Source organism: Nostoc piscinale CENA21, from assembly GCF_001298445.1.
GTDB lineage: Bacteria > Cyanobacteriota > Cyanobacteriia > Cyanobacteriales > Nostocaceae > Nostoc_B > Nostoc_B piscinale_A.
The window spans coordinates 6264555-6289783 of sequence record NZ_CP012036.1; the positions used below are offsets into that span (position 1 = coordinate 6264555).

The window sequence follows — 25229 nt, forward strand, 5'->3', positions numbered from 1 at the left end:
ACTATGCAATCCATGAGATTAACTGCCACACCTGGTCAACATTGTTTGACAGGCGGGGCAGGTTTGCTTCTGCAATTGATTTCAGGTCTAAGTCTTCTATTAACTTGGTGGTGTCAACGCCTAACACTTTGGCAATGCTTTGCACTTCCCTGTCGGCTGCAATCTGGGTAAGGCGTGCCTTAACATCTTTCTCAGTGCTGGCAATTACCCTAGCCTGCTCTTCATCTAAAATCTTCTTAAGCTCTTCTCTGTCAGGGATTCGTATATTTTCCCCAATGGGCAGGTCATCAAATATATCTATTTTGTTTATCTGGGCAAACTCTCGCCAAGCCCTGTAATCATCCAATATATCGTTAGCCAGCTTAACTAAGGTATCACCCTGCTTTAACGGTACAGTACTCATATAGTGCGCCCTGCGGTAGTGAATTTGCCTCTACTGTATGTACCAACCACGCCTAACACTCTATCCTTTGAGTCACTAATAGTAACCACACCCATGTTGCTTACGGTTAACTTGTAATTACCGGAGCGCACAAGTTGAGCAACTGAAGCATTAAGTGACTTAAGTGTCTGACGCAAGTTGGCGCGTGCTTTGTTAATTGCCTCTGCCTTCTCTCTGTCAGTTAGTGGTTGCTCCTTACTGCTTGCTGCCTGCGTGCTTTGTGCTGGGGTTGCGGAAGACGAGGTGCTGGGGATTTGCATTAACTGGAGGTTAACGCGGGCGCTGGCAGGCTCACCACCAACCCATGCGGTTTCAGTCCAATCGATTTTGGTAATCACTGCTTGACCGAAGGTATTAGCACCCCAGGTAAATGTGACTGGACTAGGTGCATACTTGCCACGCGTCGGGTTGGCAACCATCAAGCTTTGCAGTGAATCCAGCAATGGTCTAATTGACTTGCCACGGCTGTAACTCTCTAAAATCAAATTATTGAGGTCTAGGGTTAAGCCAGTGGTGTACTGGTAGCTTAATGATGGCAAGGAGGTAAGGGCGCTTGCACCTTCCTTATATATGGCGCGGCGGTTAAATGATTTGCTCTCCGGGTTGTAAAGGAATGTGTAGACATCCTTCCCTAAGTTATTGACTAGCCGCGCCGTGGCTAACTCATTCTGCCCTACAGCAGGTAGTGAGTTTAAAACTGAAGTGTTAACCATTAAGCCTCCACAGTTACCGTGCGGGACTGTGTATATCTTGCATATTCCAATTCAAGGTAGTTCATCACATTCTCTGCAATCTCCTGTGCATTGGTGGCTGCGGTGTAGATATTCAGCGAACCTACGCTAAATCCACCTCTATTAGCCATCAGGGCGCGCTGCTGACCTAGTGTGAGTATTGCCTCACTAGAGTTGGCTATGACTGGTGTAGAGCCAGGGGGAGACTGCTGTGCCTCTCTTACTAAGCCTGAGAGTAAGCCAGGATTACCGTTAGCAAAGTTGGGTATAATACCAGTGCGCGCGGTTTCAGCCTTACCACCTACACCTGGAATCTTGGAAATAAGGTCATTAAACCAAGTGGCTACATTGTTGAAAAAGCCAGTAACGGCTGTAGTAACTTCATTCCACTTATTGGAGACTGCGCTGGTTAATGATTTCCAGTTGGCTACTACTACAGCTAATAGACCTGTTATAGCAATCGCAATACCCGCGCCGAGTAATCCTATACTGGCAATAACTGGTGCAACCAGGGCAGCAGCAGCCGCAGTGACTGAAGCTAGTATTGCTATTCCTAAGAGCTTCACAAAGCCTGATAATACCTGCTCCCAGTCAAGGGTAGACAGAAACTTACCAATACCAATAAACAGTCCGCCAGCCAGTGATACCGTAGCTTTGAGGATTGCACCAAAGTCTAGGGCGTTGAAGAATCTCAAACCTTCGTTAATTACTAAGGCTAACCCAACTCCTATAGCCCCAAATACAGCTGACCAGTCCATGCCCGCAGCTTGAGTGAAGATGCTATTAACAAATGCACCTATTCTTGTACCAATATTATCCAGATTAAGGTATTTAAGGATTGCCCCGGTGTCTACGCCGAATCCCGCATCAAACCCATCTAATATTAGAGATAAAAAATCTTGTAAGTTTCTAATCTTATCGTTGAAGGAAATTATAGTGGTGCGGAGGGCTAACATTGGGTCAATTGCCTGCACACCCAAAGCTTCTAATAGCTTGCCTATAGTACTGAGAAGTCCGTCCTGACCAATCAGCAGTAGTAAGCTGTCGTTAAATGCTGATAATGCTGATTGACTACCAGTAGCTGTTTTGTTTAAGTCACGGGAGAATCCAAACAAACCAGTGAGAGGGTCGAACAAGTTAGAAACAAAGCTTGAGGTAAGCCCGGCAATAGAGTTTGATTGTGCCTTAAGAACCTCATCTGGGATTTGAGCAGCCTTCTTAAATATTTCTAATCTCTGCTGTACTGTAAGCTTACGAATATCTCCACCAAGCTTATCTACCTCAGCGAACAGAGCGGTGCGGAATGTATTATTCTTCTGGAAGAAATCATTGCCCATGAGCTCTGCCTTGGTAGCAGTACCACCTAAGAATTTGGATAAGGCTTGCGCGCCCTCAGCACTTGATTTACTAGCATTCTGCGACAGCTGTGTGCCATAAGTAGATATAGCTTCTAATTCTTTCTGTAGCTTCTCAGGGTTAATAGCACCATTGACTTCCCTGATTGCGGGAATTACATCATCTACGATCGCCTTGCCAAAGTCTACATAGTCACTGGTAGTGCCGGGGAGGACGGAAGCAACCTTAGATATTCTCTCGGAAAACTGGTCAACAAAGTCTGTAGCTTGCTGGAAGTTAAGCCCAGTCAGCTTCATAATGTTGCCAGCAACGGTAATTGTCTCGGTCTGTGCCTTTACTGCACCCTTCAACCCATCGGTAAGCCTGCCAATTACGCTTGTTACCGCGCCCAGACCAACCTCTAACCCCTTAACTAGGAGAGTAGAGTTAATAGCAGCCTTCTGTATTGCACCACCCAGCCTACTCTCAATCTGGTTAGCCAACTGGGAGACTACCGGGGCGGCTTGATTATTCGCTTGTAGCGTTATTACTACTGTATTTCCTGCCATTCTACCCCTTCTGCCCAGTATGGCTTGCTGCTGTTAACCTTATTCTGCTTTTCCTTCAAATTACGCCACGTAAGGGCATGATATAGTGCGTCATCTAACTGCATGTCTAGCATCTGGTAGTAAGTTTGGCTTAGATACTCACCAGTGCAAACCATTAGTAGATGTAGCAAATCCTCAAGTGTCATTGCTGGCAGTGACTGCACCTTGACTATTAAGTCTTGCTTGTAAAGAGTCAAAGACATCTCGAAAGCATTCAAGGGCTTTCACCACCCTCTCACAGTCTTCAAAATCTACATCAATCAATTCGTCAAAACTTACCTTGTTAGCATTACCAAACTTGGTAACGCAGAGACTAGCCAGCTTTAATGCAGTAAATGCAGTGGTGACATATTCAGGGTCTGCGGTTGACTTCCAGCTATCAATTAATAGTAATTGCCGGGTGCGCGGCTTACGCATCTCCACTGGAGTGCCATCAGATAGGTTGAAGGATACAGTGCCAGCTTCATCGTCGTATTGCACGGCAAAAGTCTTAGGAGCCTCAATGACTTGCTTAGGCTCCTCGACTGTAGTAACTTTGCGTACCATTATTTGTACTCTACCTGCTCTACTCTAAATTCGATGGTTAGTTTGGCAACCTGCGCGCCGTCCGCAGTGTCAACGTTGTCAGCACACATCCAGCTAACTAAGTCACAGCCTGAACACTCCCAAGCTTTAGTACCTCTAAAGGTGTTAGACTCATTACCTGTGGCTGTTTTTAACATTGGGCGGGCGCGGAAACTGAATTTAGACCCATCTTCCTTAGTCTTAAGGAAGTCAATGATTGTTTGGTCTTTTTCAGGGTCGTGGGGCTTAGAGATGGTGATATTCTGGTAACTTTTAAGACCGCCTTCTACATATCGTTTGTTATTAGAGAGTCCGTCATTAAACTCTGCTGCACTACGGGTAAACTTCACACCAGAGAATGTGGTGAAGTACACCGGGGAGCCGTCAACTGAAATACCCTCAACAGTGAGAAGGTAATCGCTATTGGCAATGGGGTTAATGTTGTCTAAACGAGGCATTATTTAGTTCCTATGCTTGCTCAAGGGTTGTTACGTCAATTTGCTCTTGATTCAGTGGTAACGTGCCAATAGACACCTTGATGGTGTTAATGAGCAGCTTTTCAAGTGCTGGAGATGTGACTACATAAACTTCCATAATCACGTTGCCCTGAGAAAGCAGCGCAGGCGTATTGTTCTCAAAGTCGCATTTAACTTCAAATGCCTCTACAGGTGTAGCTCCAAACAGTGCCTTACCACGCCAGATGCTTTCTAATGCAGCACTAGCGGTTTGGCTCATCGCGTTGAGCAAAATGCCATAACCATCAATTGCAGTGAATAGGAAGTTGTCAAAGCCCCGGCGCAGCGTACCGTTGATGGTATTCATAATGACGCGCTGGGAAACTTGCTTATACAGGTCATCACTAGCGCGAGTACGCATACCCCAAATCACTACACCCTTGTTGCGTAAGTTGCGAATCACATTAATACCACTAGGGTTTAAAGTGTCTTGAACTTGGGTGTTGATTCTGGTGACTACATCTAATACACCCTGGATTGGGTATTGTGCGCCCGCAGGTGGTTCCTGGAATCCCTGTTCCTTATATCTGAGTGTGGCTATGGCCGCAACAGCTGCTGATGGAGCTACAGTTGCGTTTTCCAAGTCAGTAAGGTAGGGCCAGTAGAATGCTAAATGACCCTGCGGCGAAACATACAACTCACCTTCAGTCTTAGCTTGTGCTGGTGTTAAGCCGGGGCCAGAGTCCACTAGTGCAACCCAATCAAACAACTCATCACTAGCCAAGGCGTGCATTGCATTACCAACTGCCAGGCGATCGCTTTGAGCAGTTAGAAGCATAAAAGCATCTGGGCAAATAAGGAACCCCTGTGGCCACTCATCTGCTGCATCAAAGCTATTCTCTATTGCATAAACATAATCCGCTGCTATTGGTGTAGTGGGGGTAGCGGCGGCTTGAGTTAAGTTAGCTGTGGTGGCTGTGAGAGTGAAAGTTACACTGGGAACGCGGGAGCGTACAAATACTCTAGAAGTAGCAGAGCCAGGTGTGGCTACAACAGCGGCAGATACAGTAGAGTTTGCATTGATTGCAGCCAGCACACCATCAGCTACGTTTTGTAGTGTAGGTGTAGGAGATGCGGGGGCGGTGTATGTTACTGCCGTACCATTAATAGTGACTGTGTATGCACCAGCCGCAGCAGTAGCAATGGTAATCTCATTACGCTGGGCGATTTGGGTACGTACAAAGTACAAAATGCCCCGGCGGTTGTTGCGGAAGAATAGTTTTACTTCATCAGTGCTGGGGGACGACCCGAAGACATTAGTAAAGTCCGCGAGGCTAGTTACCTGGGTGGGATTATTGAAGTTGCCAGTTGCCCCGGAGCCAATCATGTAGGTGTGGCTATGAGAGGCAATCTCTAAGTTCCTATATCCCTGGGTCGTTTCTGTAACACGAACGCCGGGAGACAGGAATGAACTGAAGACATTAACCATTATTTTTACGGAGTAAGAATTATTGTGTTGTCAAGCTTATAGGTGTTGTTATTGGTGGTATCAAAACCTTGCTGGGCTTTATTTACCTTTATAGTTATCTGATCTACCTGTGGCTCTTCCCCTAAATCAAAGAAGCCGGGGGAGGTGAGGTCTTCTGCATCAGCCAGTGTGGTAACTCTGAATGTAGCCTCAAAGCTAAAGTTGGCACTTAATAGCCAATTCCTGTCTTCATCCTCTGTGTTGGATAGAGTTACTGTGTCCGGTTCCTGAAACGGTAGAAACTGGGTAAATTCGACGCTGGGACGCTGTATTAGTGCTAGTACCTGAATGTTAGCCACCACTGCCTCTACAGCCTTTAGTGGCAGGCTTTCAATAGGCAAATCACCTCTGAATATCCAAGTTACTCGGTACGGGAAGCGGGCGCTGGCTACTACGCCATTGTTGCCCTCTCTCTGCGTGACATACTCCTGCACTGGTAACTCTATTGCAGTATTAGCTGGAATGTTGGAAGCGCCGCGCGCATAATACAGCACGTCAGGTGCGTCCGAATCCCACCTATATATAGAGACATTATTTGTGATGAAAGTTCTGATAGCCTCGCGGGCAAGTATGATATTCACCGCCTGTCGGCCTCCTGTCTCAACACTAGAATCCACCGCGTTGGGTCGTTGTCTGCTAGGTATATTAAATTGTGGAAGTAAGCGCCAATTGTCTTAGTAGTTGGGTTAGTGTATGCGACAGTGCCATTGGGGTTAAGTGGTGGATCAATCACGTACACGGTCTTTAAAGTACCAGGCACTACAAAGAATGATTTAGGGAATATGCGGGGGATTTCTACTTGTGTATCGCTGGCAGTTATAAACAACTGGTCTGAACCTTCAGTGCCTACTTGTAAGTTCACTAGCCGGGGCGCGACATTAGTAATATATGGCTTAGGGGTTATTAGGTAATCAGCTATCGTAGATGTGCGGCTGGTGTGATTACTAAAGATCTGCCTTACCAGCAAGTTCTTACGCTGTGGCAGCCCTAATTTCTCTTCCAGTCCTGCCAATTTAGCTTCAACACCTGCCAGCTTCTCATAGAGTGACATATAACCGCCTTAATTCATTCCTTAATCGTTGCTCGGCTAGTGGGATGGATTTACCATAAAGCCCGACGCGGCGCGACACTATGTCAGCGTAAGGTACGTTATTAGTGATAAACAGTTCACGGCGCTGTGGCGTAACAGTCCAGCCGGCACGCATCCTACCAGACCTTACAGGAGTAGCCGCGCGGATTCTATTCTGCGCCCAGTCTGAGGTGTTATCGATGGCTTGCGTGACTATCTTATTGCTAATATCACGCTCAAAGATTCTACCCCTGAACGTGATTTTAGAAGTAATCATGTTGCTTACCAATAGTTATGGTTTGAACCACTACCTGTGTGGACATACCTATTCTTCAGTACCCTTATGCCTAAGATGGTTCCCAACTCAAGTAGCAAGGTATATCCCGACATCTTTAACTGTCTAGTGTGGTATTTATAGTCCAACTTTGTACCCCGGCTCTCGGCAACGTAATTATCCTCACGTACCTGAATTAGCTGGGTATCTATGGTTTCTAGTTGGGACAGAATTTCAGCCACGCGGTCAACCACAGCCTGAGTGAAATCAGCCTGTAGCTGAGTGCGAGTTAAATTCTGGAACTGAGCGTACCCGCATAAAAGCTCAATACGCTCAATTTGGTCTTGACTGAGTACAGCCATGTTTTTTAGGTAATATCCCCTAGTTGTGCAACATTCTTGCCTCGATTGAACACCTGCAACTGAGGCTTAACGTAAATTGCATATCTCAAAGCGTCTGGGTTATCGCTGGGTAACTGCTCAATACAGAATTGCATTCCTTGCTGATTCTGAGAGTTGCTCTGACCGTAGGTATATAAGAAGATATCTCGCTCATCAACCCAATACAGACGGTTAGCCGGAGCGTATGGATCTTGGATGATAGGTCTACCTGCGTAAGCAACACCTGTGTAACCTAGGTCAGCTGTCATGCTGGGGATGGCTGCTGGCTGAATGTTAGCTTGAGCAGCGAACAGAGCCTTGTAGGTGGCTACAATAGCTGGTGTAGTGTAAATTGCGGTAAAGTTTCCGCCTTTACCATATATACCTACCTCCATACCTGTTAACAGGTTAAGGGCTAGTGCGCGATTAGTACCACCGTTTGCACTGCGGAAGCAAGTCCAGTTGGTGTAGGTAGTACCACTAATGTTTGCATAACTGGTTGCAGTAACAACGTTGTCTAAGCCCACTACACCACCATTTGTGGGTAACCCAGTACCTGTATAAATGTTGGTCTGTAGTGACTCCAAGCAGATACGCACACCGCTTCTAATATCAGCAGCAAACAAATCGCGTAAAGCCCCTTTACCAGCGGTAGCAGCTTCAGCGATCAATTCCTTCTGAATGCTAAAGGAGTGGCGGATTCTATTTTCTCCGATCGCTAATGTTGCGGGAACATAGGTATCAGCACTATACGCGGAAACTGATGCTGTAGTGGCTTCACCTGTTGCGGTTGCACCAGCAGCGTTAATATTCCATTTAATTTGACGTTGACGGGCGACCCTTAAATTGCCTGCGGCACGGAGCCGGTCGAGCATTGGGTACATCTCTAAAGGAGTTGATGCTACCTCCTCTTGTACGAGTAGTTCTAAAGCATCAACAGGAGAAATAATCGTTGCCATTGTTTATTGTTTATTAGATATTTGAAAAAGCCTGGAAGAGTAAATCTTCTACTTTGTTTTCTGTTGTGGTTGCGGGGCTAGGCTTTGCTTCAGTAGAGCCAGCACCATTTACTCCAGAAGGCGGCACGAACAGCCTGCCGTCATCAGACTTCAAGAAATCGCTTAAAACAGCATTGAGTGGCTTTACGCCAGTTGCGGGTGAATCCACATACCACATGCCATTCTCTTGCTTTAGAGCATCACCATACTCGGTGAGGAATAGCTTTTGTAGAGTGCCGGGGGCGAGTGCTTTTGCTTGTGCCACTGCCTCTGCAATGCCAGACCGCTTCAAGGCATCAGTTGCCTCTTTCTCTTTTGCAGCAAATGCAGCCTGCATATCAGAGAGTTGTTGTTTTAGAGACTTAAGAGTTAGGGACTCTTTCTCTGGTTCATCTTGGACAGCCGGCGCGGGTGCTGCGTGCTTCTTAAATTCCTTAGTAAGGGATGCGGCTAGACCCTGATTAGCAGTGGTAATCTGTTGAGCAATTTCAGCTCTCAAGCCTTCAATCTGTGCGTTAACTAAAGCCTGAATTTCTTCTGGTGTCATTGTTGTTTAATTTATCCATTAAAATATGGTGTCCGATTTACCCTACGGTGCGGGTATCTGGTTTGTATGGCTTATCCAGTAGCCCCTATTAAAAGGCAAAAGCAAAAATTAGATAGCCGGGGCGGCAATTATTGAATCTATCTCCGCTGCGATCGCCTGCTGTTGTTCAGCACTTAAGTTGCCAACTAGTAAAGAAACTAACTGGCTGTAAATTAACTTGTAGGCAGTTGGTGGCAAGTTTGCAGCTAAAGTGGTAAAGTCAATAGTGCTGAGATTAGTAACTTTGCTAATCAGCGACTCTAATGTGTCGTTGTCGAAGCTTTGCAGCCCGGTAACTGATATTTGTTCAGGATTAGATAGCCCGGCGGACTTAGCAACTAGCTGCAACAGTGACTGGTAAGCTTGGCAGATGATATTGCCATACTGTCTCAATATTGCTTCCTGCTTTACGAAATCCATAACTTTACTCTCGCCAGACTGGCGTACTGCTTCAGTCGTAGTTGAGCCGCCGCCGAGACTAATTAAGTCCCTTACCTCATCCTTGATGCTTTGCAGAGTGTTGTTGATGTGTTCAATGATGGTTCCAGTGGGTTCGTTCCATTTGAAATCATCTAATTCCAGTACATGCTGTAAGCCAGTCTTAATTGGCTCGACTTCTGAGTAAGTTTCTTCCAAATCGTCGTCAGGCACGCGTACCTTCTTATATGTGCGCTGAAAGTATGCCAGGGTTAACATGTCATGTCTGGTATGCTCAGTCTTGAGATGTTCTAAGGCTTTGGGATATGCTTGGTCGGCAACCCACAGACTATCAGGCAATTCAATCTTGATTACTGGTATCTCACCCAAGCCGTGCAGTATTTCGCTTTGCAATGGTAGTGGTGTTTCATCAGCAGCACCTTTACCATTAATCTCTTCTATCCGTCCGTTTCTTAGTTTGACTGGGGCGGCGTAGGTTGCAATACTGGTGTTATCTATGAACGTCCACTTAGCAATAGTCTGTGGCTCCTGCGTTGGGTCTGGCTGTGATGTAACAATCTGCCTAATCTTTATCCACTGAAGCTTGCCAGACTCCTCATGCCAGTTAGTCACCTGGAATGGACTGTAAGCGATCGCATATGGTCTTAAACCTAGTGCAGCCTCTTGGGCTCTGTTTAGTGGTGCAACCAGGGCGCGCGGCTTATCAACGTGCAGGTATACCTTTCTGAATTTAAGTAACTCTGCAAAGATGTGACTTAGCAACTCACGTTCTGACCTTCCAGCTAAGTCTGTATCTTCTCGAAATTGTTCCCATAGTGGTTCGTTACCAATACCAGATACACTGAGCGCGGCGCTGGATAACTTGGCAACCTGTTGGTTGATTGCACTACCAAGGATATTTAAATAATTATACTTGCGACGGCGTGCCTCATATACCTCATTATCTTCGCCAGGGCGCTGAGGTAGGAACTCTTCAATATTCTTCTCTAACTTATGCCCGCCAGCCGTTAGCAAGTCAATGCGGCGTAAGGTATCAGCAGAGTATAGGTATTCGTCGTGGCAGGATTCTAGTTGCTTTAAAGTAAGACTGGCGGGATAAGGCATATCAATATAATAAATTGCGTTTCTGTAGTGCGGCGTAAAGTGTAGATACTACGTAGCGTGTAGCATCAACTAGGTGGTCTTGCTGTCCATCAGCAGGTTCGTTAAGTATGTTGCCGTTGCGGTCTGTCTTGCGGTGATAGGATTGAAATTGGTCTATCAGAGTGCGTTCAGATGACTTTATAAACATCTCATCTCTAAAGAATAAGTTATTCATTATTTGGCATCCTTCAATTACTCCAACAGCCCGGCGGTCTACTGCTACAGCTTTCTCCATGCCCCTAATGCCATGCTTCCTTCCATACTCGCGGGCTGACTTAATTGATGCCGGGCGGTCATCAGGCAAGTAAGACCTAAAGACGTTGTACTTGGTGCAGTAGGAATCAAGCTTAGACAAAACCTCATCTTGAGTGACTGCCTGACCACTAGTGTTTAACCAACTATCAACTATGTAAAACTTACCTTCCTTAGACAACCCAACGATTACTATAGCCGGGTTAATGTCACCCCAGTCCACACCGCAGTAGTAAGTCAGTTCAGGTGGTATTTCCTTAATAAAGTGTCTGTCATTTAGCTCGCTGAATACCTGTCCTTCAAAATTTTCCCAGCCGGCGCGGAACTCTTGATTGTAAATCTTAGGAGGGAGGTTGCGCTTTGCTTCTCTAAGCTTGGCAACCGGGAAGTATGGGTTGTCTCGCGTGGTGAAGTGAAAGTAACTCCATTCGGGTGAGGCGATCGCATCTAAGTGAAATTGATATAAAGGGTGCGCTTTACCCTTTGGTGTTGCAGTCAGCATTGCAGAACTGCCAGGGGTGTCACTTAGCGCGGGCAACAGCACATCAGTCCATACCGCAGGTTTAACATCTTGCCACTCATCGCCAGCCAGGTGAAATACTTTCAAACCACGCAAGCTATCACCATTATCATCATTAGCACCGCGTACAAGGATATCCGGCTTATTTCCTTTTAAAGTTATCCTCAGTTCAGAGTTGTTGAACCGTTCAACAAATTGTGCATTTTCTAGTAGGCTTACTAATGGCCGCCAGAATATCTGCTTTGCCTGCTTTAGCTGTGGCATTAATATAAGAACAACCGGGGGACTCGCTGGGTCATACGGCAAATCGTAAGTTAATGCCCTTTCAATACCCTTGGTGAGTTGTAACCTACTTTTTCCCCACCGCCTTCCGCAGACCAGCAACTTAAATGTCTTCTGACATTGAAAAACCTCCATCTGTGACTTGTGGAGGCTTAAATCATAGGTCTTCGTCTTCTGGTAGGACATCTTCTTGTGGCGGGGGCGTGGCAGTGCCAATGATTAGCTGTACAGGTGTGGATGTTTGTTCTGACGCATATTCTTCTTTTAGTAGCCGGAGGGCGGCAACACCAGCACTCTCATGCCCTGACCTTAATGATGAGTCTATTAAATCCTCCAGCTTCTGAATACGGCGTACTTTGTGGGCATATTTGAACATTCCGCACTGCTGGGCTATTCTTATGCACTCATCATCATCATTCCGTAGTTGCTCTACTATTGGCTTTATTCTTTCCTTAATGCCCCGCCACTGCTTGTAAGTTATTGATATCTGGAACTGTTTTTCTAAGAGTTCGGCTGCCTGCGTTCTGTTAAGTGCAGGATTAAGCAGCATGTTTAGGGCTACAAATTTATATTCTAATTCTATTAAATTTCTGTTTCTATCAAGCATCGTAGGGCGGAAGGGCAAGCAAGGTAAAATCAGCCCTCTATTTAAAGGCAAAAGCAAGGGGTCAAAGTAAATTTAGTATATTTTCCTCTAGACTTTGCAGTGCAGCAGTAGTTTGGATACTTTGCCAGTCCGGGAATGACAATCTTAGGTCACTCAGTGCATAGCAGCCAACCAGGTAATCGTAGGACTCTTCACTTGGTCTGTATAGTTGCTCGATGATGGCGCGGTGCAGATATGATAGTGCATCTAGTGCTCCGTACATCATATCGGTAGTTAGCTGCCCCCAGAGACTATTAGTAGGGTGTAGTTGAGTGGGGGGAAGGCAAATACGCTCCAAACTAGAGAAGTAATCCAGCGTGCCAGCAAAGTAGGCTTTCAGGCAATCATCTAAGTCTTGCGCGTTGAGAAAACAGGATGTGGTTAAAGCTTTGACTGTCGTGTGCATTTTCGATCTCCTTAGAAGATAGTAGGGCGAGTGAAATTAGTTTCTTGTTTTGCCTAGCAATGTCGAACATCAAGGTTGATTCCGACGTAGCAGGGTGTGTGGTGTGTTTACCTTCAGCGGCTAATTCATATAGGCTGTCATCTAGCCACTGACGTATGGTAGTTTTCTCTTGTTTTGTTAAGCCGGGGGAGCGTAAGTACTCCTGCACCACAGGTATGAGGGTATTATGTTGGTTTCTCTGGTAGTTAAAATGACTGCGAAACCAATACTTAATGGTCTGCGGTCTTATATTGTGTTGACGCGCGAGGCTTGCTATCGACTCACCAAGCAAGTGCCTCCTAAATAATTCTCTCTTCTGGTCTAGATTTAGCATCATTTATTTTATCACTACATAGTTATATTATAGCATATTCATAGACTAATTAAATACCAAGCAAAATTAAGTAGTTTCACTTAGTGTAAAAAGCTTTGTTTGGTTGTGTGGATTGGATAGGCTGGTAATAGTTAATAGAAGGAACCTAAATATGGAGACTATTCTTCTTTGCTACGTTGCTACAGCTGCTATCTTCTTTATTGGAAAAACTATCTTTAAGGGTGGCGGGGACGGCGAATAAACCTAAACATACTCCTGGTTACTAAAAAGCCCCTAGCAGTTGTTGCTGGGGGTTTCCTTTTAGTACATTTAACGTGCAGTCATAGGACTTACATAAATAAAATGATAGAATATTTATATGAGCTTAAAGCGAATTATGAAGATTACACTGCGATTGAAGGAACTGCGTACAGCACACGGTCACACCCAGAAATTCATGGCTAATTATCTCGAAATGACAGAGACAAACTATAGAAGGGCAGAATACAACCAGCTTGGTTCAGTTAAAATCCGTGACCTAGAAAAGCTATGTGAGCTATTCCAATGTGGTGTAGGTGATATTCTGCATTTAGAGGCTGAGTGACCCTGCGGCGGCTTATAGAAGTACAGACGGTGAATAGACAGCGCGAAACCCCCAACACATGCTGGGGGTATTTAATTTATCTAAGGGAATTAAAGATTTACAAACCACCATTATTGTAGGAATTTAATTTATGAAATAATCGGATTTAATAGAGATTGAGGAATATATATAGTGGCAGGGCAAAATATTAGCCTAGATGAGGCAATTCAAGAATTAATTAATATATATAAACCGATGTTAGAGGCAAACTATAAGAATTATTACTATCATGTTGTGGAATTAAAATATAGAGAGAATGTAATTTGGGTAAATGGTCGACCTTATATTAATCTTTCTGAGATAATAGAGGCAAAAGCTCAAATATTAGCTGATGATTATAAGATAGACAGGGCGCACATATCGCATTGGATAAGCAGTATAAGAGAGGCATCAAAGGACGGGACACTTAATGATGTTTTATTTATATTTATGAGGCTTAGAGATTACCTCCCAAAATTTTAGTTGGCTATAATCTTTTTGTCTAAAGTAATTATTTACTATTACAAATTTTGGACTATTCCTATTTTCATAATAGGTGGATTTCTCATAATGGGAAATCCTATTAGTTAAGTAAGCCCCCTGGCAGGGGGCTTAAATCTCTCACTTCTAAATGAATGATTTGATTTGATTTCTAAAGTAACAGACAACTTAGTAGCTTCACGTTGCAAATTTCAATGACCTACTCTCAAACCAAGCGGCTAATTCCTGTACTGTTCTAAACGCTGACTTTATTGGTTGCAGTACCGGGGGCGCTTGCTTAACAGGGATGGGCTTGGCAACTGGTGTGGTGGTTGTTTGTGCCGGGGCGACATTAGTAACTGTTACTGTATCTTCGGGTTGTGGTTCGTTCCACTTCTTCTCAACTAGTGTGCCACCTACCCCACTAATCTCACTTGCTCTGCGGGATATCTCATCAAGGATAGATTCTAAGTTGCTAGAACCCTCCACTTTACAGATAAATCCGTCGTGCATGTTTGCCGCTAACTTAATGTTGTATTCCTCAAGCAGTGCCTCAGCAGCGGTGATATAAGCAGCTTCTGCACCCTGCAACAGGAAGTATACTAGGCTGCGTATCAACTCTCCACCCTTCAACCCATCAAGGTCTTCTGTAGCTCCCATTTTATTGCGTACTGAAGGCTTACCAAGGTGTTTATGTAGGGTAGATTTTTTAACTGCATTGCGGACTAACCAAGCCGGGGCGGGGGCTTTACCTGCAATAGCTAACTCAATCAGTTTGTGCCACGCACCGATATCCGTAATGAGGGGCAAACAGTGGTTGTACCAGCGAACGTAGGCGGCGTATGCTTGCTCTGCGCTGGTGTACATTGCAAAAACTACGTCTCTAGCGGCTGATGTTCCAATCGCTTTTCCATCTACATATTTAGCCTGCCAGGATTTAACCCACTGCGCCTTCAACTTATCACTAGGTGGCGCGATCGTTGCACCCATCAGGTAACTATGCAATAGGTCTTTAAAATACCCGGTGCGTACATCCTCTGCAACGTCAGGGAAGCACGCGGCGGCGTGAACGTACTTAGCTTTAGGATTGGTGGTGTATTCCTCAAGCCAGGCACTGCTCAGACCATCTTCCTTCAGCAGTTGCAGTGCGATTCTGCTCTGTGCAGCTTGCATATCGATGTTATGGTACTGCGTGCTGTGAAACAGGATATCTTGAAAGTGGCGTGGCAGGTTTTGCAATCCACCACCGTTCATCGTAATTCTGCCCGATTTCTGTGGACTGTAAGCTGGTTTAATCAGTATCTTGCCGTTTGGTAGTGAAACTGCGCCACTCTCAAGTACTAGTGCCTTATATGCAGCAAAGGTAGATAAGAATATGTGCTTGGCTCTTAACTTAAGTACCTTTTGCTCTTCAGTTAAGCTTGGCATGGATTTGTAGTTGGTGCGGAGGGTGCGAAGCTCTGCAAACATCTGTCTCTTGCGCTCTTGGGTTATTTCAACAGTGGCACTACTGTTTGTTGCGATGTGTCTGTGGTGGTCTGGCGATATTGCTTTTCCATTCAATGTGTATATGCTGCGCGGTGCATCTGGTCTGCGTTTTTGCTTGCACAGGTCATAACGCTCAACGTTGTCAGACTCTAAGTCGGCTATGGTCAGTTCAGCAACAGTTTCCAGGATTTCTGGCTTTACGCGGTATTTAAGGCTTTTCGTGCCTACTATATATTGTCCATCACATTCGATTAGCCCGGCGGCGATTAACGTATTCTTACCACCCCGTGCGCCTGGCACTTTATCCTCAATGAAATTCCTGCAAGCAGGGACGAAGCAATCATCGTTCGCATAGCGGTATTCGTCTGTGCAAGCAAGTATGTGAAGGAAAAATCTGTAACTGTCGTAGTTAGGGCTTAACGGTTCAAGAAGGCTGTTGATGTATTTTGCTACGGATTCGGTAGATATATATGAGGGATGTAAGAATCCATCACCATAGTACTTCCTGCTTGAGTTGGCGCTGCGGGCTGGCTTTTCAAGCTTAAAGATGAACAACTCTTCAACCTTAGTCTCCCCATCAGATGTTGGCTCTACAGGGTGTGGTGCTGGCTCTTCTTGCTGTTCAGTTTCCGGCTCTAGAGTGACTTCTACTGTCTCTTCGGTGGTAATAGTGGTTTCTTGTTCTACCGGGGGTGCTGGGGGCTGTGCAGGTGGTGTGGTGGGGTAATCTATTGATTGCAGGAAGTTTAAAATATTAGTGATGACTTTAACATTCTCTGCAAGTTGTGGTTTGAGTGTGGCAAGCTTCCCTGTTAGGCTGCCAGTAGCTTCCGCATCTTCAGCAAGAACAATGAAGTTCGTGATAATATTTACGTTCTGCAGCAGGATATCGCTTATCTTGTACTGTTGCTCTCCAGCGATCGCCACATAATCCCCAAACAACTCTACAGGTTGGTTCAACGGGGGGAAGGCTTCTTGCTTTGCCTGTAGGTAAGGTTGCCAGTCTTCATGTTGCGGGGTCAACCCTAGTTCAGCATTCTCCAGAATTATGCCCAGCCATCCACATCTAGCCAGCAGCTCTTTGCATACGCCTTGCAGGGCATCATTAGCTTGTTTAGTGAGGATTCGCTCTGCGGTGGCTTCGCCTAGCACTGCTGTGCAAATCTGGGTGCGTATTTTCTGTATTTGGCGGAAGTAGGAAAGCACTCCAGTACCAGCGCCACAGCGGATTGATTGCAGAGTCTCTGTTTCATCCTTAATAGATGATTCTAGATTGCTGAGGGTGGTAGCGGCGGCTTCTAACCGATGATTTCTTGGTAATCTAATTCTTTGTGATGGTGCAATACTCACTGGAGACGTAACTAGCTTGAAGAGGTGCTGTTCAATCTCTTTTAAGCGGGTGGTAATTGCTGTGGTTTGTTGCTGAAAGTCGGTGGTTTGTGCTATCATAAGGGTATGAATAATTTAATAAGGAATTTACTAACCCTTTCCAAGTGCTATTGGTGAGGGTTTTTTGTTTTGGGTACATGGCCCTAACGCGGCACATATCCATCACATATCTATACTAGCACACCGGCACGGGAAAGTGAAATCTTAATATCTGAAATTCCAAAAATGTGTTATAGAAAATAGTTTTTAAACTGGGGGTGCTTCGCATGGGGTGGTGGGGTGATAATTGTTTGTTCAGGGCTGGAACTGGAAATTTGAAAAATTTTGAGCTTCGCTGGCTCCCCTGGCCGGCTCTTGCTGGTGGCTTGCCCTGCTGGTTCCCTGGTTGGTTCTCTGGCTCCTCTCCCCTCCCTTCTCCTTCTCCCCTGGCCCCCTCTCTTCCTCCCCCTTCCCCTCTCCCTCCTTTCTCTCCCCCCTCCCTTTTAAGTGGTAGTAGTGATCTCTATAAGGCATACACAGCAAGCCTTTCCAGCATTTAAAAATTTTTTTTATCGAGAGGTCATTTTTGACCTAAAATCACCCCCACTTCGGTCACTAAAATGACCTAAAATCACCCCCATTTCGGTCACTAAAATTGCCTAATTTATCTCACTACCTCACCACTCACTCGCAAAATATACATATTCCTTCAGCCAGAGAATTATCGACTAGACCTATAAATATGGAAGTAATTTTCTCTATCCACCCCAACATCACATGGGCGGGGCAGTGGCGTACCATTAAGCTCCGGTCTAAGCGTTCGTATGAAATATTCTTCCAGATGCTTTAAATTCGCCTCATAGCATACCAGCCAATTCACATAAACGCCTTTAATGAAGGAAAGTTGGGGTAGACGTTTGTGGTTTAACCAGCGCCGCCGTAAGTTGCCCGCAGCACCCACATATAAAACTACGTCCGGCTGAGGATCGTAGGGAAGGCACGCGAAATACACGCAACTTACGTCCGGGAAATCCTCGCGGCGGGATAGAAGAATTTTCCCATCATATGCAGGCACATGCACCCCCCAACGGACAAAAGAAAAATCCCAAGAGTCACTGACTCTTGGGTAGTCCATTATTTTTAGAATCGTACCACGCCGCGTGCGCTAGATACTTAAAATACTTTGTTGGAAAAAATCTTCCCCTATACGCTTGACATTTGGTTTCTATACTGCATCTGTGTTATAATTATAGTATAGACAGCATAAATGCAGGATGTTCGCTGCACCCTGCATTTAAAATCCTTATTATAGTTTCCGAATATAATCTGGCGGCTGCTTAAAAACCACCAATCTACTTTCCTTTCATTCTATGAATAGTTTATCACGTTCCGCACAATTTTCTCAGACATTAGCAAATCAAATATATGAATCTACCGAGCAATTCCCAGTAAGCTTCGATAGTGCTTGGGTGTGGCTTGGATACTCCACTAAAGGCAATGCTAAACGGAATTTTGAGAATGCTGGGTTTATTGAAAATGTAGACTATATGGTTTTTATCACTACTGATAAAAACCCTTCTGGTGGTCGTCCATCAGAAGAAATAATGCTCACAGCCGAGTGCTTGAAGCAGTGGGGCATGATGGCCGGTACTGAGCAGGGCAAACAGGTACGTCTGTACTTCTTAGAGTGCGAACGCATAGCTAAAGCTGCAACATCACGTCCAGCCAGCCCTACCCTCCCCAGCAACTATATAGAAGCTCTCGAATCATTACTAAGTAGTGAGAAAGAAAAGCTTGCATTAGCTGCCCAGGTGCAAGAGCAAAATGAACAGATAGCTGTACTAGCTCCCAAGGCAGAAACTTTAGATATTCTCACCGAATGCGCCGAAAAAACCTTTGACTTAAGCTCTGCTTCCAAGGTTATGAACTTCTCAGAATTAGGTCAGAAGCGTCTATTTCAGTTGTTACGTGACGAAAGAATCCTCCAATTGTCAAACTTGCCATACCAACACTATATAGAGTCAAATTATTTCGTTGTGCGCGAGACTCACAGTTGGGATGGTAGACACATTCACCTGCAACCACGCCTCACCCAAAAAGGATTGAATTGGTTGGTTCAAAAGTTAATCAAGTTGGGTTACACACAGCGGGAGATTGCGTAATGAAAAACAATAAAAGTGTGTACGTCCCATTCCGCGCGGAAAAGCAATTAATAGATGATTTGGATCTAGTGAGAGCGAGCTTAGGTATGAATCGCAGCGCCGCTATTCGTGAAGCAATTGATATGTATTTACGCTTCATGCGTGCAGTAGATATTTATGAAATTCCAAAATTACCACAAACTACAACCACCGAGGAGAATTAATCAATGAAAGCTATTATTCTAAGCTATGACCCAGCAGAATATACCGTAATGCTAGACCCTACACCTGGAATGCTATTTATGAGCGTGCAGGATGAGCCAGAGCCGCAGACTGAAAATACATCTATATATATAGATGAAGTAGTTACACCGATACGCAAGAAGAAGCCCCAATCAGCCGCCGGGAAGTACGTCTACGCGATCGCCGGCGGCAAGTACTCAGTTCGCATTTGGGACAACGGAGAACAGCACACTTATGGCACTTTCCGCACACTAGAAGAAGCTACCGCTGTGCGTGATTTGGCACTCAAAGCACACCACGTTCACTTGCTGGGAGGCATCTACTAATGAATCTATCAAAGTTGTTTGACGAAGAATTTATGGATGCCGTTGATGCGGCTGGCCCCGATGGTTATGACAGTGAAATTATGCAAGAGTACAGAGAACTATGCAAACAAGCCCTAGAGGTTGTAGAAAAGCACTTTGACTTTGAATCTCTCCCCGATGAACCTGCCCTATGTTTTGTCACCAAAGAGGATGGAAAAATACTCTACATCGCACCTACCAGATGCCCCCGCGATCTAAAAAATAGAATACATCTATATAAATGTATTCTGGATGGAGCTACTAGGATATCGTGGCTTTTGAAGGATAAAGTGCCTCTTATGAATAAAGTTGTAAGTATGGGACTCTACTAAGATTCAGGATAATATGTAAATCCCTACAATACAGTTTACTCACCCCCACCTTGGGGGTTTTTTATTGCATATAAGCTCGTTAGGGCCACCCCCAGGAATTGCATAAGAAATGTGTATATACTTACCTACTAAAAACTGCGGAATAGGCACTTTTAGGGGCTTAAAAAGCCTTTGTTTATATATATGGATAGGTTAGGATAAGAATAGGAACGGATAGAAACGCATGAAAACATATGAGCAATCGATTGTACATTCGTATCTATCCATATCTATAAGGACTTATTCGTATGAGAGGAACAGATGATACATGATTTAGAGGGAAATTCAATAGAGATTGTACTCACGCGAAAGCAAGTAGCTGAAGAGCTTGGCATAACAACCAATGTTCTGTTCATATTATTAGCAATTGCGATTTTATATCTGCCTAGATTTCAAAGATTAAAGACTAAGAATGGTGATGGTATAAGTCGCAAGCGCCCCCTCACAAATTGGGATCTTGATTCACTGCGCCGCCTGCTACACACATATAAAATCCACGGCAAAATACAAACCCGCGTCCTCGTTTCACAAAATATTGATTACTACAACATCTAAGGAGACAACAACATGAAAGTACGTGAAGCTGCTGAATACTTATCTATCGGATCTGAACAACCAATTACTGCAAAGCAACTCTTATTACAAGTACAAGCTAAATTTCCTGCTCTGGAATTAACTGTAGACTCCGAACTACCTGAAGAGTTTGTACAAAAAGTAGAGGAAATGGCTGGAAAATTTCAGGACAGGTCTACTACATCTGCTGCGTCTAGCACTTCTGCCGGGGGCATGGGAATGGCTACAGCAGCTAATGCTAGTGAGGCCATCACCAATATTAAAAGCGCCGCGCTGAACATTACAGAGTGCATCCAGCAAGTATTAATGGAAGAGGAAGTCGTAGTTGCTATCAACCGTGGCTTTAACGATGCACTCACTGTTCTGCAGGCTTATGAGTCTGGTAAGAAGCAAGTACTCGAAGCACACGCCAGTTCAAGAATTAATGCACTCGCAGAGGAAACCAATAGCATCCTTTCTGAACGTGAAGCATTGTTGATGCAACGTGATTCTGAGGAGCGCGAACGCCTGGGAAAGTGGTCAGTCCAAGCACACAACTCGCGTACACGTCTACAGCGTACCCGCGAAGAACTGGCAGAACTCCTCAAACTTTTCTAAAGAGATTCTGGCGGAGGAATGGTGTACGCGTTGCATTCGCCTCCGTTAGTGGTCTGTTCATCTTGGCTGGCATGGGCAACATTAGTGAACAAATGCGCGCCGCGTCCATCATCAGAGAACAAGTAGGAATTAACAGTCTAGCCGAGATGAAACTCCAATCCGCCAACGACCATGCAGCATCACAAGCTCGTATAGCTGCCGAACGTTACGCAAATGGGTGCTTCATGGTTAGTGGTTTGTTGACTCAAGGCGCACCTATCTACAACCCAAAGAATGGCAGAGCATTAGCACGCGGTGTTGTAGTCTGCGACCGCTTCGGCAACACAGGCGTACTTATCCCAGCTGATTTTGACCGTGATGGAAAAGAAAATGCCGTAGTCGGTTTACCTGCTTTCGGCAATCCCCCGGCTGACGGCATCGATACAAAAGAGGTTAAATTCTAATGAAGTCTAAGAAAAAGAGCTTTACACTAGCCACTACTGATATGCTCTACTGGGTCGTATTCGCCGTAATAATCTACTTTTGTTACCTGAATATTAGTCCTTATGTCCAGGTAGTAGGCATTCTAACACCAAACGGCGTGCCTGTACTTGGCTTCCTGCAACGCCTGCCTTTGCTTGGATGGTTGTTCGGTTTATTTAGTTTAGGTTTTAACGTATTTGTAGGCACACTGCTGTGGTTAGTTTTGCAGAGCATTCAAATTTTTCCTATCGTTTTGAGAAGAGATCGGGTTTTTATGCGCGCGGTGATTTCAGAAGCTGACAGCCACAGCAAGTATGCAATTCGTGATTCTGACGACCCCACATTGAGAATGCTTAAGCGTTGGTACAATACCTTTCCTACACTTACCGTTAGTCGCGCCCGCTTCGCTGCACTGTGTGCATATGCCGTAGATTTTGTTATCTGTCTGGTTGCTTTTCCACCTGTGGCTGGTGACAAATTTCTATTTACATTAATGGCTGGTCAACTGAATCGCATCAACTGGGGTAATGTTGTCTCGCTGCTGCTAACCATATATGTTGTTGAGCTTGGCGTAAGACTGTTGTTTTGGCTCAGTCAAGTTCGCTTCTATCTTAGGCTCACTAAGCAAGAAGCTTAAATTAACTACCAGCCCTGCCACGCGCGGGGCTTACTACTTAAAGGAGAAATATTATGTCTAACTTCAACTTTGATAAATTAACTGATGACGAATGGGCAGCGATCGCACAAGAGCAGGCTGATGACACTGGGTCACAACTAATGGTAGTTGGTGGTGTTGTAGCTGGACTTGCTGTTGCTGCTGCGACCGCCATTCCCCCGGCTGGACTATTAGTCACCGGGTGGCTATGGTATGAAGCTTGGAAACGTACTGCTGATGCAAACCGCCAAGATGAAGCTATTGATGCGGGATTAATAGCTCACGTATTGAAAAAGGAGAGGCTGCAACATTTCAGTCAACAGTATGGTACAGAAGTAGCAGCAGCGCAAATTGAACGTGCTATTGATCTAGGACTACCTGTTTCCCCAGACGCAGAGGATTTACTAGATAATGCACCGATAGTTGCCGCCCCGGCGCTACCAGCTTCAGCAAGCACTGAGTGGGTGCAGAACTTAGTTAAACAAACCGCGCTTATATGGGGAAATCAGGGTGGTGGTAAATCTTGGTTATGTCGCCATGTTGTGAAGCTGAAGAAAGAAGCAGGTTATAGAGTTATAGTCTGTGATCCAGACTCTAACCGAAGTGAGTGGCAGGGTGTAGAATCCTACCATGCCTGGGAAGACATCGAAGCACAAATTCGTTTCTATGTTGAGGAATTGGAGCGCCGCCTGGCTGAATTTAATAATAGTAATAAATCTGAAGATGAGTGGCGCGCCGGGCTGCAACCGATAGCACTCATCATTGAAGAAGCAACAACCTATTGTGACTTCATCGAAGATAAAAAACTATTAGAGAAATTTGGTAAGCTGGCCCTAACAAAATCCCGCAAACAAGAGATGCCTTTAACTGTGATCGCTCACAATAACACGCAAAGCTGCTTGTTTGGCATCAAAGGACTGTACAACCTTGTTATTAAAATGCTGCAAGTGCAATGTTTGGCTGAGGTAGATAAAACAACCCTTCAACCAAGGTCTACTGGACAAGCCCTAGTAAAGCTTGATAGCAGTAATGAGTGGATACCTGTAGCCCTGCCTAAGATTGAAAGCAAGATTACCCAGTTCTAAGCGCAAGGCACAAAACTTAACTCAACCACCGAGCCACCTATAACCGGGTGGCTTTTAGTTTGGCTTCTGTCCCTCATCTGTCCAAAATCTCACTGTTTAAGTGGCTGGAATCCTTGCCAGATAATAAAAACCCGCTACAGAACGACTATAGCGGGTAATAATTCAAAATTCCAATTTCGGCGGATTATTTAGAAAATCCATTCGGGAATAGCTTCTTCTTTGGTATTGGTATTGCGAGATGGTGTTTCACGATTAAACTTCATGTGAATTGAGCGTGTTTGCTCACCATCAGCAGCTACAGCCAAAATTGGGTAGTCAATTAAACCATCTTGGAAGGACATTTGGAAGCGGAATGTCCCATCGGGATTCAGTTTAATTTCACGACCGCCAATTGTTACGGTAGCATCGGGTTCGGTTGCACCGTAAACAATCAATTCAGCATCAGCAATTAACCAGAACTGGCGGGGACGAATTGGTGCTGCGGAAGCTGAGAAGCCAACACCAGACATTCCTGCACCAGACATGGTTAAACCAGACACGGTGGGAACTGCCCACATACCGACACCAGATGGGAAGACATAGGAACTGATAGCCTGTTCGGGGCGTACAGAACCAGGTACGTGCTGCATAGAACCAAACAGAGAACCTGCAACCCGTTGTGCTTCAGCAGATTCGGCTAAACCAAAGATTTGGTCGTAGATGGGGTTGCCACCATTAACTCCTGCGGCTGTTGCCAATTTCTTAGCAGGTGGTACTAGTTCGTATAAAGTTCTACCGCGCAGGTCTTCTTCAAAGTTAACGGTGATGAAGACATCTTCAATCCAGTCAGATGGGTACACAGGAGGAATATGTACTTGAGCAGAACGAGCTAAAACTAACCAACGACCATCAAAAGTCCGATAACCAATATCGATGACATAATCGCGATCGCTCACAGGAATAGGTAAATACCATTCTCTGGCTAGTTCATCAACCGGATATTCTTGGATGCTATGGGGACTTTGATAATCAAGGTTGATGTCGGTAACATCATAAATCCGCAGTGCTAATTGCTGTCCGCCCTGACGACGCAGTTCTTCTTTATGATCGTTGGGAATATCCCAATAAGTGTAAGCCCATTGGGGATCGCGGGGTAAAAGTACAATCCGACTTTCACCATAACCACCCGGTAGATCGGCGAGTCCTTCATCAACATCAGCCAGAGAGCCACCTGTACGGTCTTCTTGACCCAGTTCAAATTTTGCTGCTTCCACGGTTTCCTGTGCCTCAAGTGAACGAGATGGACTAAGGGATGCTTTGCTGCGCTGCACTTCTTGAATTGCTGCCAACAACTGTGATTTACGCATTCGGCTATAGCGGGAGACACTATATTCACTGGCAACTTTACGTAGTTGTCTCAGTGTCATCTCCTCTAGCGGTGGGCGTTCTTTTGCCATTAATTTGGCCTCCAGTAGTTTGAAAGGTAATTATCTCTCTGAGTTATGGAATGTTTGATAAAAAAGCCATTCTTCTCAGATGAATTTCTTATTCCTGACTCCTGGTTTTGCCCAGTTTTTAAAGTTTTTTAATTCGCTTTTAAAATGAGGGTCACTCCCTTTCAATTTCCTTGAATGCTTGGGTAAGCATTTTTCGGGATCGGAGGAGTCGTTTTGTTAAGTAAATACTAACCAGTAACCCTCGGTATTGATCAAGGGGTGTAAAGGCACTTTTTTCAGGCTTTCACGAATTTAATAGCTTTGACGGGATCACATTGTCATGGTTTCTTGATATTTAGATTTTACTCCCATTAAT

At 45.0% G+C, this 25229-nt stretch carries 29 protein-coding genes; 11 read left to right on the forward strand and 18 right to left on the reverse strand.

The window, feature by feature from the left end; genetic code table 11:
• Nucleotide 1 precedes the first annotated feature (1 nt).
• The 16 genes from ACX27_RS26785 to ACX27_RS32030 all read right to left on the reverse strand — a co-directional run bounded on the left by ACX27_RS26785 (nt 2) and on the right by ACX27_RS32030 (nt 12657).
• Nucleotides 2-403 carry a LysM peptidoglycan-binding domain-containing protein gene (locus ACX27_RS26785; RefSeq protein WP_062296946.1) on the reverse strand — a complete coding sequence of 134 codons (402 nt, stop codon included), beginning with the start codon at nt 401-403 and terminating at the stop codon, nt 2-4.
• Complete coding sequence (locus ACX27_RS26790; RefSeq protein ID WP_062296957.1) at nt 400-1155, reverse strand: hypothetical protein; 756 nt, start codon at nt 1153-1155, stop codon at nt 400-402. The genes ACX27_RS26785 and ACX27_RS26790 overlap by 4 nt, the downstream gene beginning before the upstream one ends.
• The gene (locus ACX27_RS26795; RefSeq protein ID WP_062296959.1) at nt 1155-3077 is read right to left on the reverse strand and encodes a phage tail tape measure protein; all 1923 of its coding nucleotides are present in this window, start codon (nt 3075-3077) and stop codon (nt 1155-1157) included. Before ACX27_RS26795 ends, ACX27_RS26790 begins: the two co-directional genes overlap by 1 nt.
• Before the next feature lie 174 nt (nt 3078-3251).
• Complete coding sequence (locus tag ACX27_RS26805) at nt 3252-3662, reverse strand: hypothetical protein (RefSeq protein ID WP_062296963.1); 411 nt, start codon at nt 3660-3662, stop codon at nt 3252-3254.
• On the reverse strand, nt 3662-4138 hold the full coding sequence (locus ACX27_RS26810; RefSeq protein WP_062296965.1) for a hypothetical protein: 477 nt from the start codon (nt 4136-4138) through the stop codon (nt 3662-3664). The genes ACX27_RS26805 and ACX27_RS26810 overlap by 1 nt, the downstream gene beginning before the upstream one ends.
• Before the next feature lie 10 nt (nt 4139-4148).
• Nucleotides 4149-5624, reverse strand: coding sequence for a phage tail sheath subtilisin-like domain-containing protein (locus ACX27_RS26815; RefSeq protein ID WP_083468851.1), 1476 nt, complete (start codon nt 5622-5624; stop codon nt 4149-4151).
• A gap of 5 nt (nt 5625-5629) precedes the next feature.
• On the reverse strand, nt 5630-6157 hold the full coding sequence (locus ACX27_RS26820; protein WP_144427537.1) for a hypothetical protein: 528 nt from the start codon (nt 6155-6157) through the stop codon (nt 5630-5632).
• Between the two features lie 83 nt (nt 6158-6240).
• A complete protein-coding gene (locus ACX27_RS32020) occupies nt 6241-6525 on the reverse strand; it encodes a hypothetical protein (RefSeq protein WP_144427538.1) in 285 nt (94 codons plus the stop codon).
• Between the two features lie 175 nt (nt 6526-6700).
• Nucleotides 6701-7021: an HK97 gp10 family phage protein gene (locus tag ACX27_RS26830; protein ID WP_144427539.1), complete on the reverse strand. Its 321-nt coding sequence runs from the start codon at nt 7019-7021 to the stop codon at nt 6701-6703.
• Complete coding sequence (locus ACX27_RS26835; RefSeq protein ID WP_062296974.1) at nt 7015-7368, reverse strand: hypothetical protein; 354 nt, start codon at nt 7366-7368, stop codon at nt 7015-7017. Before ACX27_RS26835 ends, ACX27_RS26830 begins: the two co-directional genes overlap by 7 nt.
• 5 nt (nt 7369-7373) lie before the next feature.
• A complete protein-coding gene (locus ACX27_RS26840; RefSeq protein ID WP_062296976.1) occupies nt 7374-8345 on the reverse strand; it encodes a phage major capsid protein in 972 nt (323 codons plus the stop codon).
• 13 nt (nt 8346-8358) lie between these two features.
• Nucleotides 8359-8931, reverse strand: coding sequence for a hypothetical protein (locus ACX27_RS26845; protein ID WP_062296978.1), 573 nt, complete (start codon nt 8929-8931; stop codon nt 8359-8361).
• Nucleotides 8932-9039: 108 nt separating this feature from the next.
• A complete protein-coding gene (locus ACX27_RS26850) occupies nt 9040-10512 on the reverse strand; it encodes a type 1 periplasmic-binding domain-containing protein (RefSeq protein WP_062296979.1) in 1473 nt (490 codons plus the stop codon).
• 1 nt (nt 10513) lies between these two features.
• Nucleotides 10514-11740 carry a hypothetical protein gene (locus ACX27_RS26855; protein ID WP_062296980.1) on the reverse strand — a complete coding sequence of 409 codons (1227 nt, stop codon included), beginning with the start codon at nt 11738-11740 and terminating at the stop codon, nt 10514-10516.
• 22 nt (nt 11741-11762) lie between these two features.
• Entirely contained in the window at nt 11763-11981 is a 219-nt protein-coding gene (locus ACX27_RS32025) for a hypothetical protein (RefSeq protein ID WP_144427541.1), read from the reverse strand.
• 292 nt (nt 11982-12273) lie between these two features.
• Nucleotides 12274-12657, reverse strand: a complete 384-nt coding sequence (locus ACX27_RS32030; protein ID WP_144427542.1) for a hypothetical protein — start codon at nt 12655-12657, stop codon at nt 12274-12276.
• Nucleotides 12658-13406: 749 nt separating this feature from the next.
• On the opposite strand from ACX27_RS32030, the gene ACX27_RS26875 reads away from it, so the two are divergent.
• Nucleotides 13407-13613: a helix-turn-helix domain-containing protein gene (locus tag ACX27_RS26875; RefSeq protein ID WP_062296984.1), complete on the forward strand. Its 207-nt coding sequence runs from the start codon at nt 13407-13409 to the stop codon at nt 13611-13613.
• A 171-nt stretch (nt 13614-13784) separates the two neighbouring features.
• Nucleotides 13785-14114 (forward strand): hypothetical protein, encoded by a 330-nt coding sequence (locus ACX27_RS26880; RefSeq protein ID WP_062296985.1) that lies wholly within the window; start codon nt 13785-13787, stop codon nt 14112-14114.
• 195 nt (nt 14115-14309) lie between these two features.
• On the opposite strand, the gene ACX27_RS26885 is transcribed toward ACX27_RS26880, so the two are convergent.
• The gene (locus tag ACX27_RS26885; protein ID WP_062296986.1) at nt 14310-17048 is read right to left on the reverse strand and encodes a hypothetical protein; all 2739 of its coding nucleotides are present in this window, start codon (nt 17046-17048) and stop codon (nt 14310-14312) included.
• Nucleotides 17049-18337: 1289 nt separating this feature from the next.
• Here ACX27_RS26885 and ACX27_RS26895 point away from each other — a divergent pair.
• The 9 genes from ACX27_RS26895 (at nt 18338) to ACX27_RS34460 (ending at nt 23438) form a co-directional block, all read left to right on the forward strand.
• Nucleotides 18338-19129: a phage antirepressor KilAC domain-containing protein gene (locus tag ACX27_RS26895; RefSeq protein ID WP_062296990.1), complete on the forward strand. Its 792-nt coding sequence runs from the start codon at nt 18338-18340 to the stop codon at nt 19127-19129.
• The gene (locus ACX27_RS26900) at nt 19129-19332 is read left to right on the forward strand and encodes a ribbon-helix-helix protein, CopG family (RefSeq protein WP_062296993.1); all 204 of its coding nucleotides are present in this window, start codon (nt 19129-19131) and stop codon (nt 19330-19332) included. The genes ACX27_RS26895 and ACX27_RS26900 overlap by 1 nt, the downstream gene beginning before the upstream one ends.
• A gap of 3 nt (nt 19333-19335) precedes the next feature.
• Nucleotides 19336-19677: a hypothetical protein gene (locus ACX27_RS26905; protein WP_062296994.1), complete on the forward strand. Its 342-nt coding sequence runs from the start codon at nt 19336-19338 to the stop codon at nt 19675-19677.
• Complete coding sequence (locus tag ACX27_RS26910) at nt 19677-20027, forward strand: hypothetical protein (RefSeq protein WP_062296996.1); 351 nt, start codon at nt 19677-19679, stop codon at nt 20025-20027. The genes ACX27_RS26905 and ACX27_RS26910 overlap by 1 nt, the downstream gene beginning before the upstream one ends.
• Before the next feature lie 300 nt (nt 20028-20327).
• Nucleotides 20328-20621 carry a hypothetical protein gene (locus ACX27_RS26915; RefSeq protein ID WP_062296998.1) on the forward strand — a complete coding sequence of 98 codons (294 nt, stop codon included), beginning with the start codon at nt 20328-20330 and terminating at the stop codon, nt 20619-20621.
• A gap of 12 nt (nt 20622-20633) precedes the next feature.
• A complete protein-coding gene (locus ACX27_RS26920; protein WP_062297000.1) occupies nt 20634-21236 on the forward strand; it encodes a hypothetical protein in 603 nt (200 codons plus the stop codon).
• A gap of 92 nt (nt 21237-21328) precedes the next feature.
• On the forward strand, nt 21329-21679 hold the full coding sequence (locus ACX27_RS26925; RefSeq protein WP_144427543.1) for a hypothetical protein: 351 nt from the start codon (nt 21329-21331) through the stop codon (nt 21677-21679).
• Nucleotides 21679-22335, forward strand: a complete 657-nt coding sequence (locus ACX27_RS26930) for a hypothetical protein (protein ID WP_062297004.1) — start codon at nt 21679-21681, stop codon at nt 22333-22335. The genes ACX27_RS26925 and ACX27_RS26930 overlap by 1 nt, the downstream gene beginning before the upstream one ends.
• 53 nt (nt 22336-22388) lie before the next feature.
• Nucleotides 22389-23438, forward strand: coding sequence for an ATP-binding protein (locus ACX27_RS34460; RefSeq protein ID WP_235526389.1), 1050 nt, complete (start codon nt 22389-22391; stop codon nt 23436-23438).
• 188 nt (nt 23439-23626) lie between these two features.
• On the opposite strand, the gene ACX27_RS26940 is transcribed toward ACX27_RS34460, so the two are convergent.
• Nucleotides 23627-24874 (reverse strand): DUF4912 domain-containing protein, encoded by a 1248-nt coding sequence (locus ACX27_RS26940; protein ID WP_062297006.1) that lies wholly within the window; start codon nt 24872-24874, stop codon nt 23627-23629.
• Between the last annotated feature and the right edge of the window lie 355 nt (nt 24875-25229).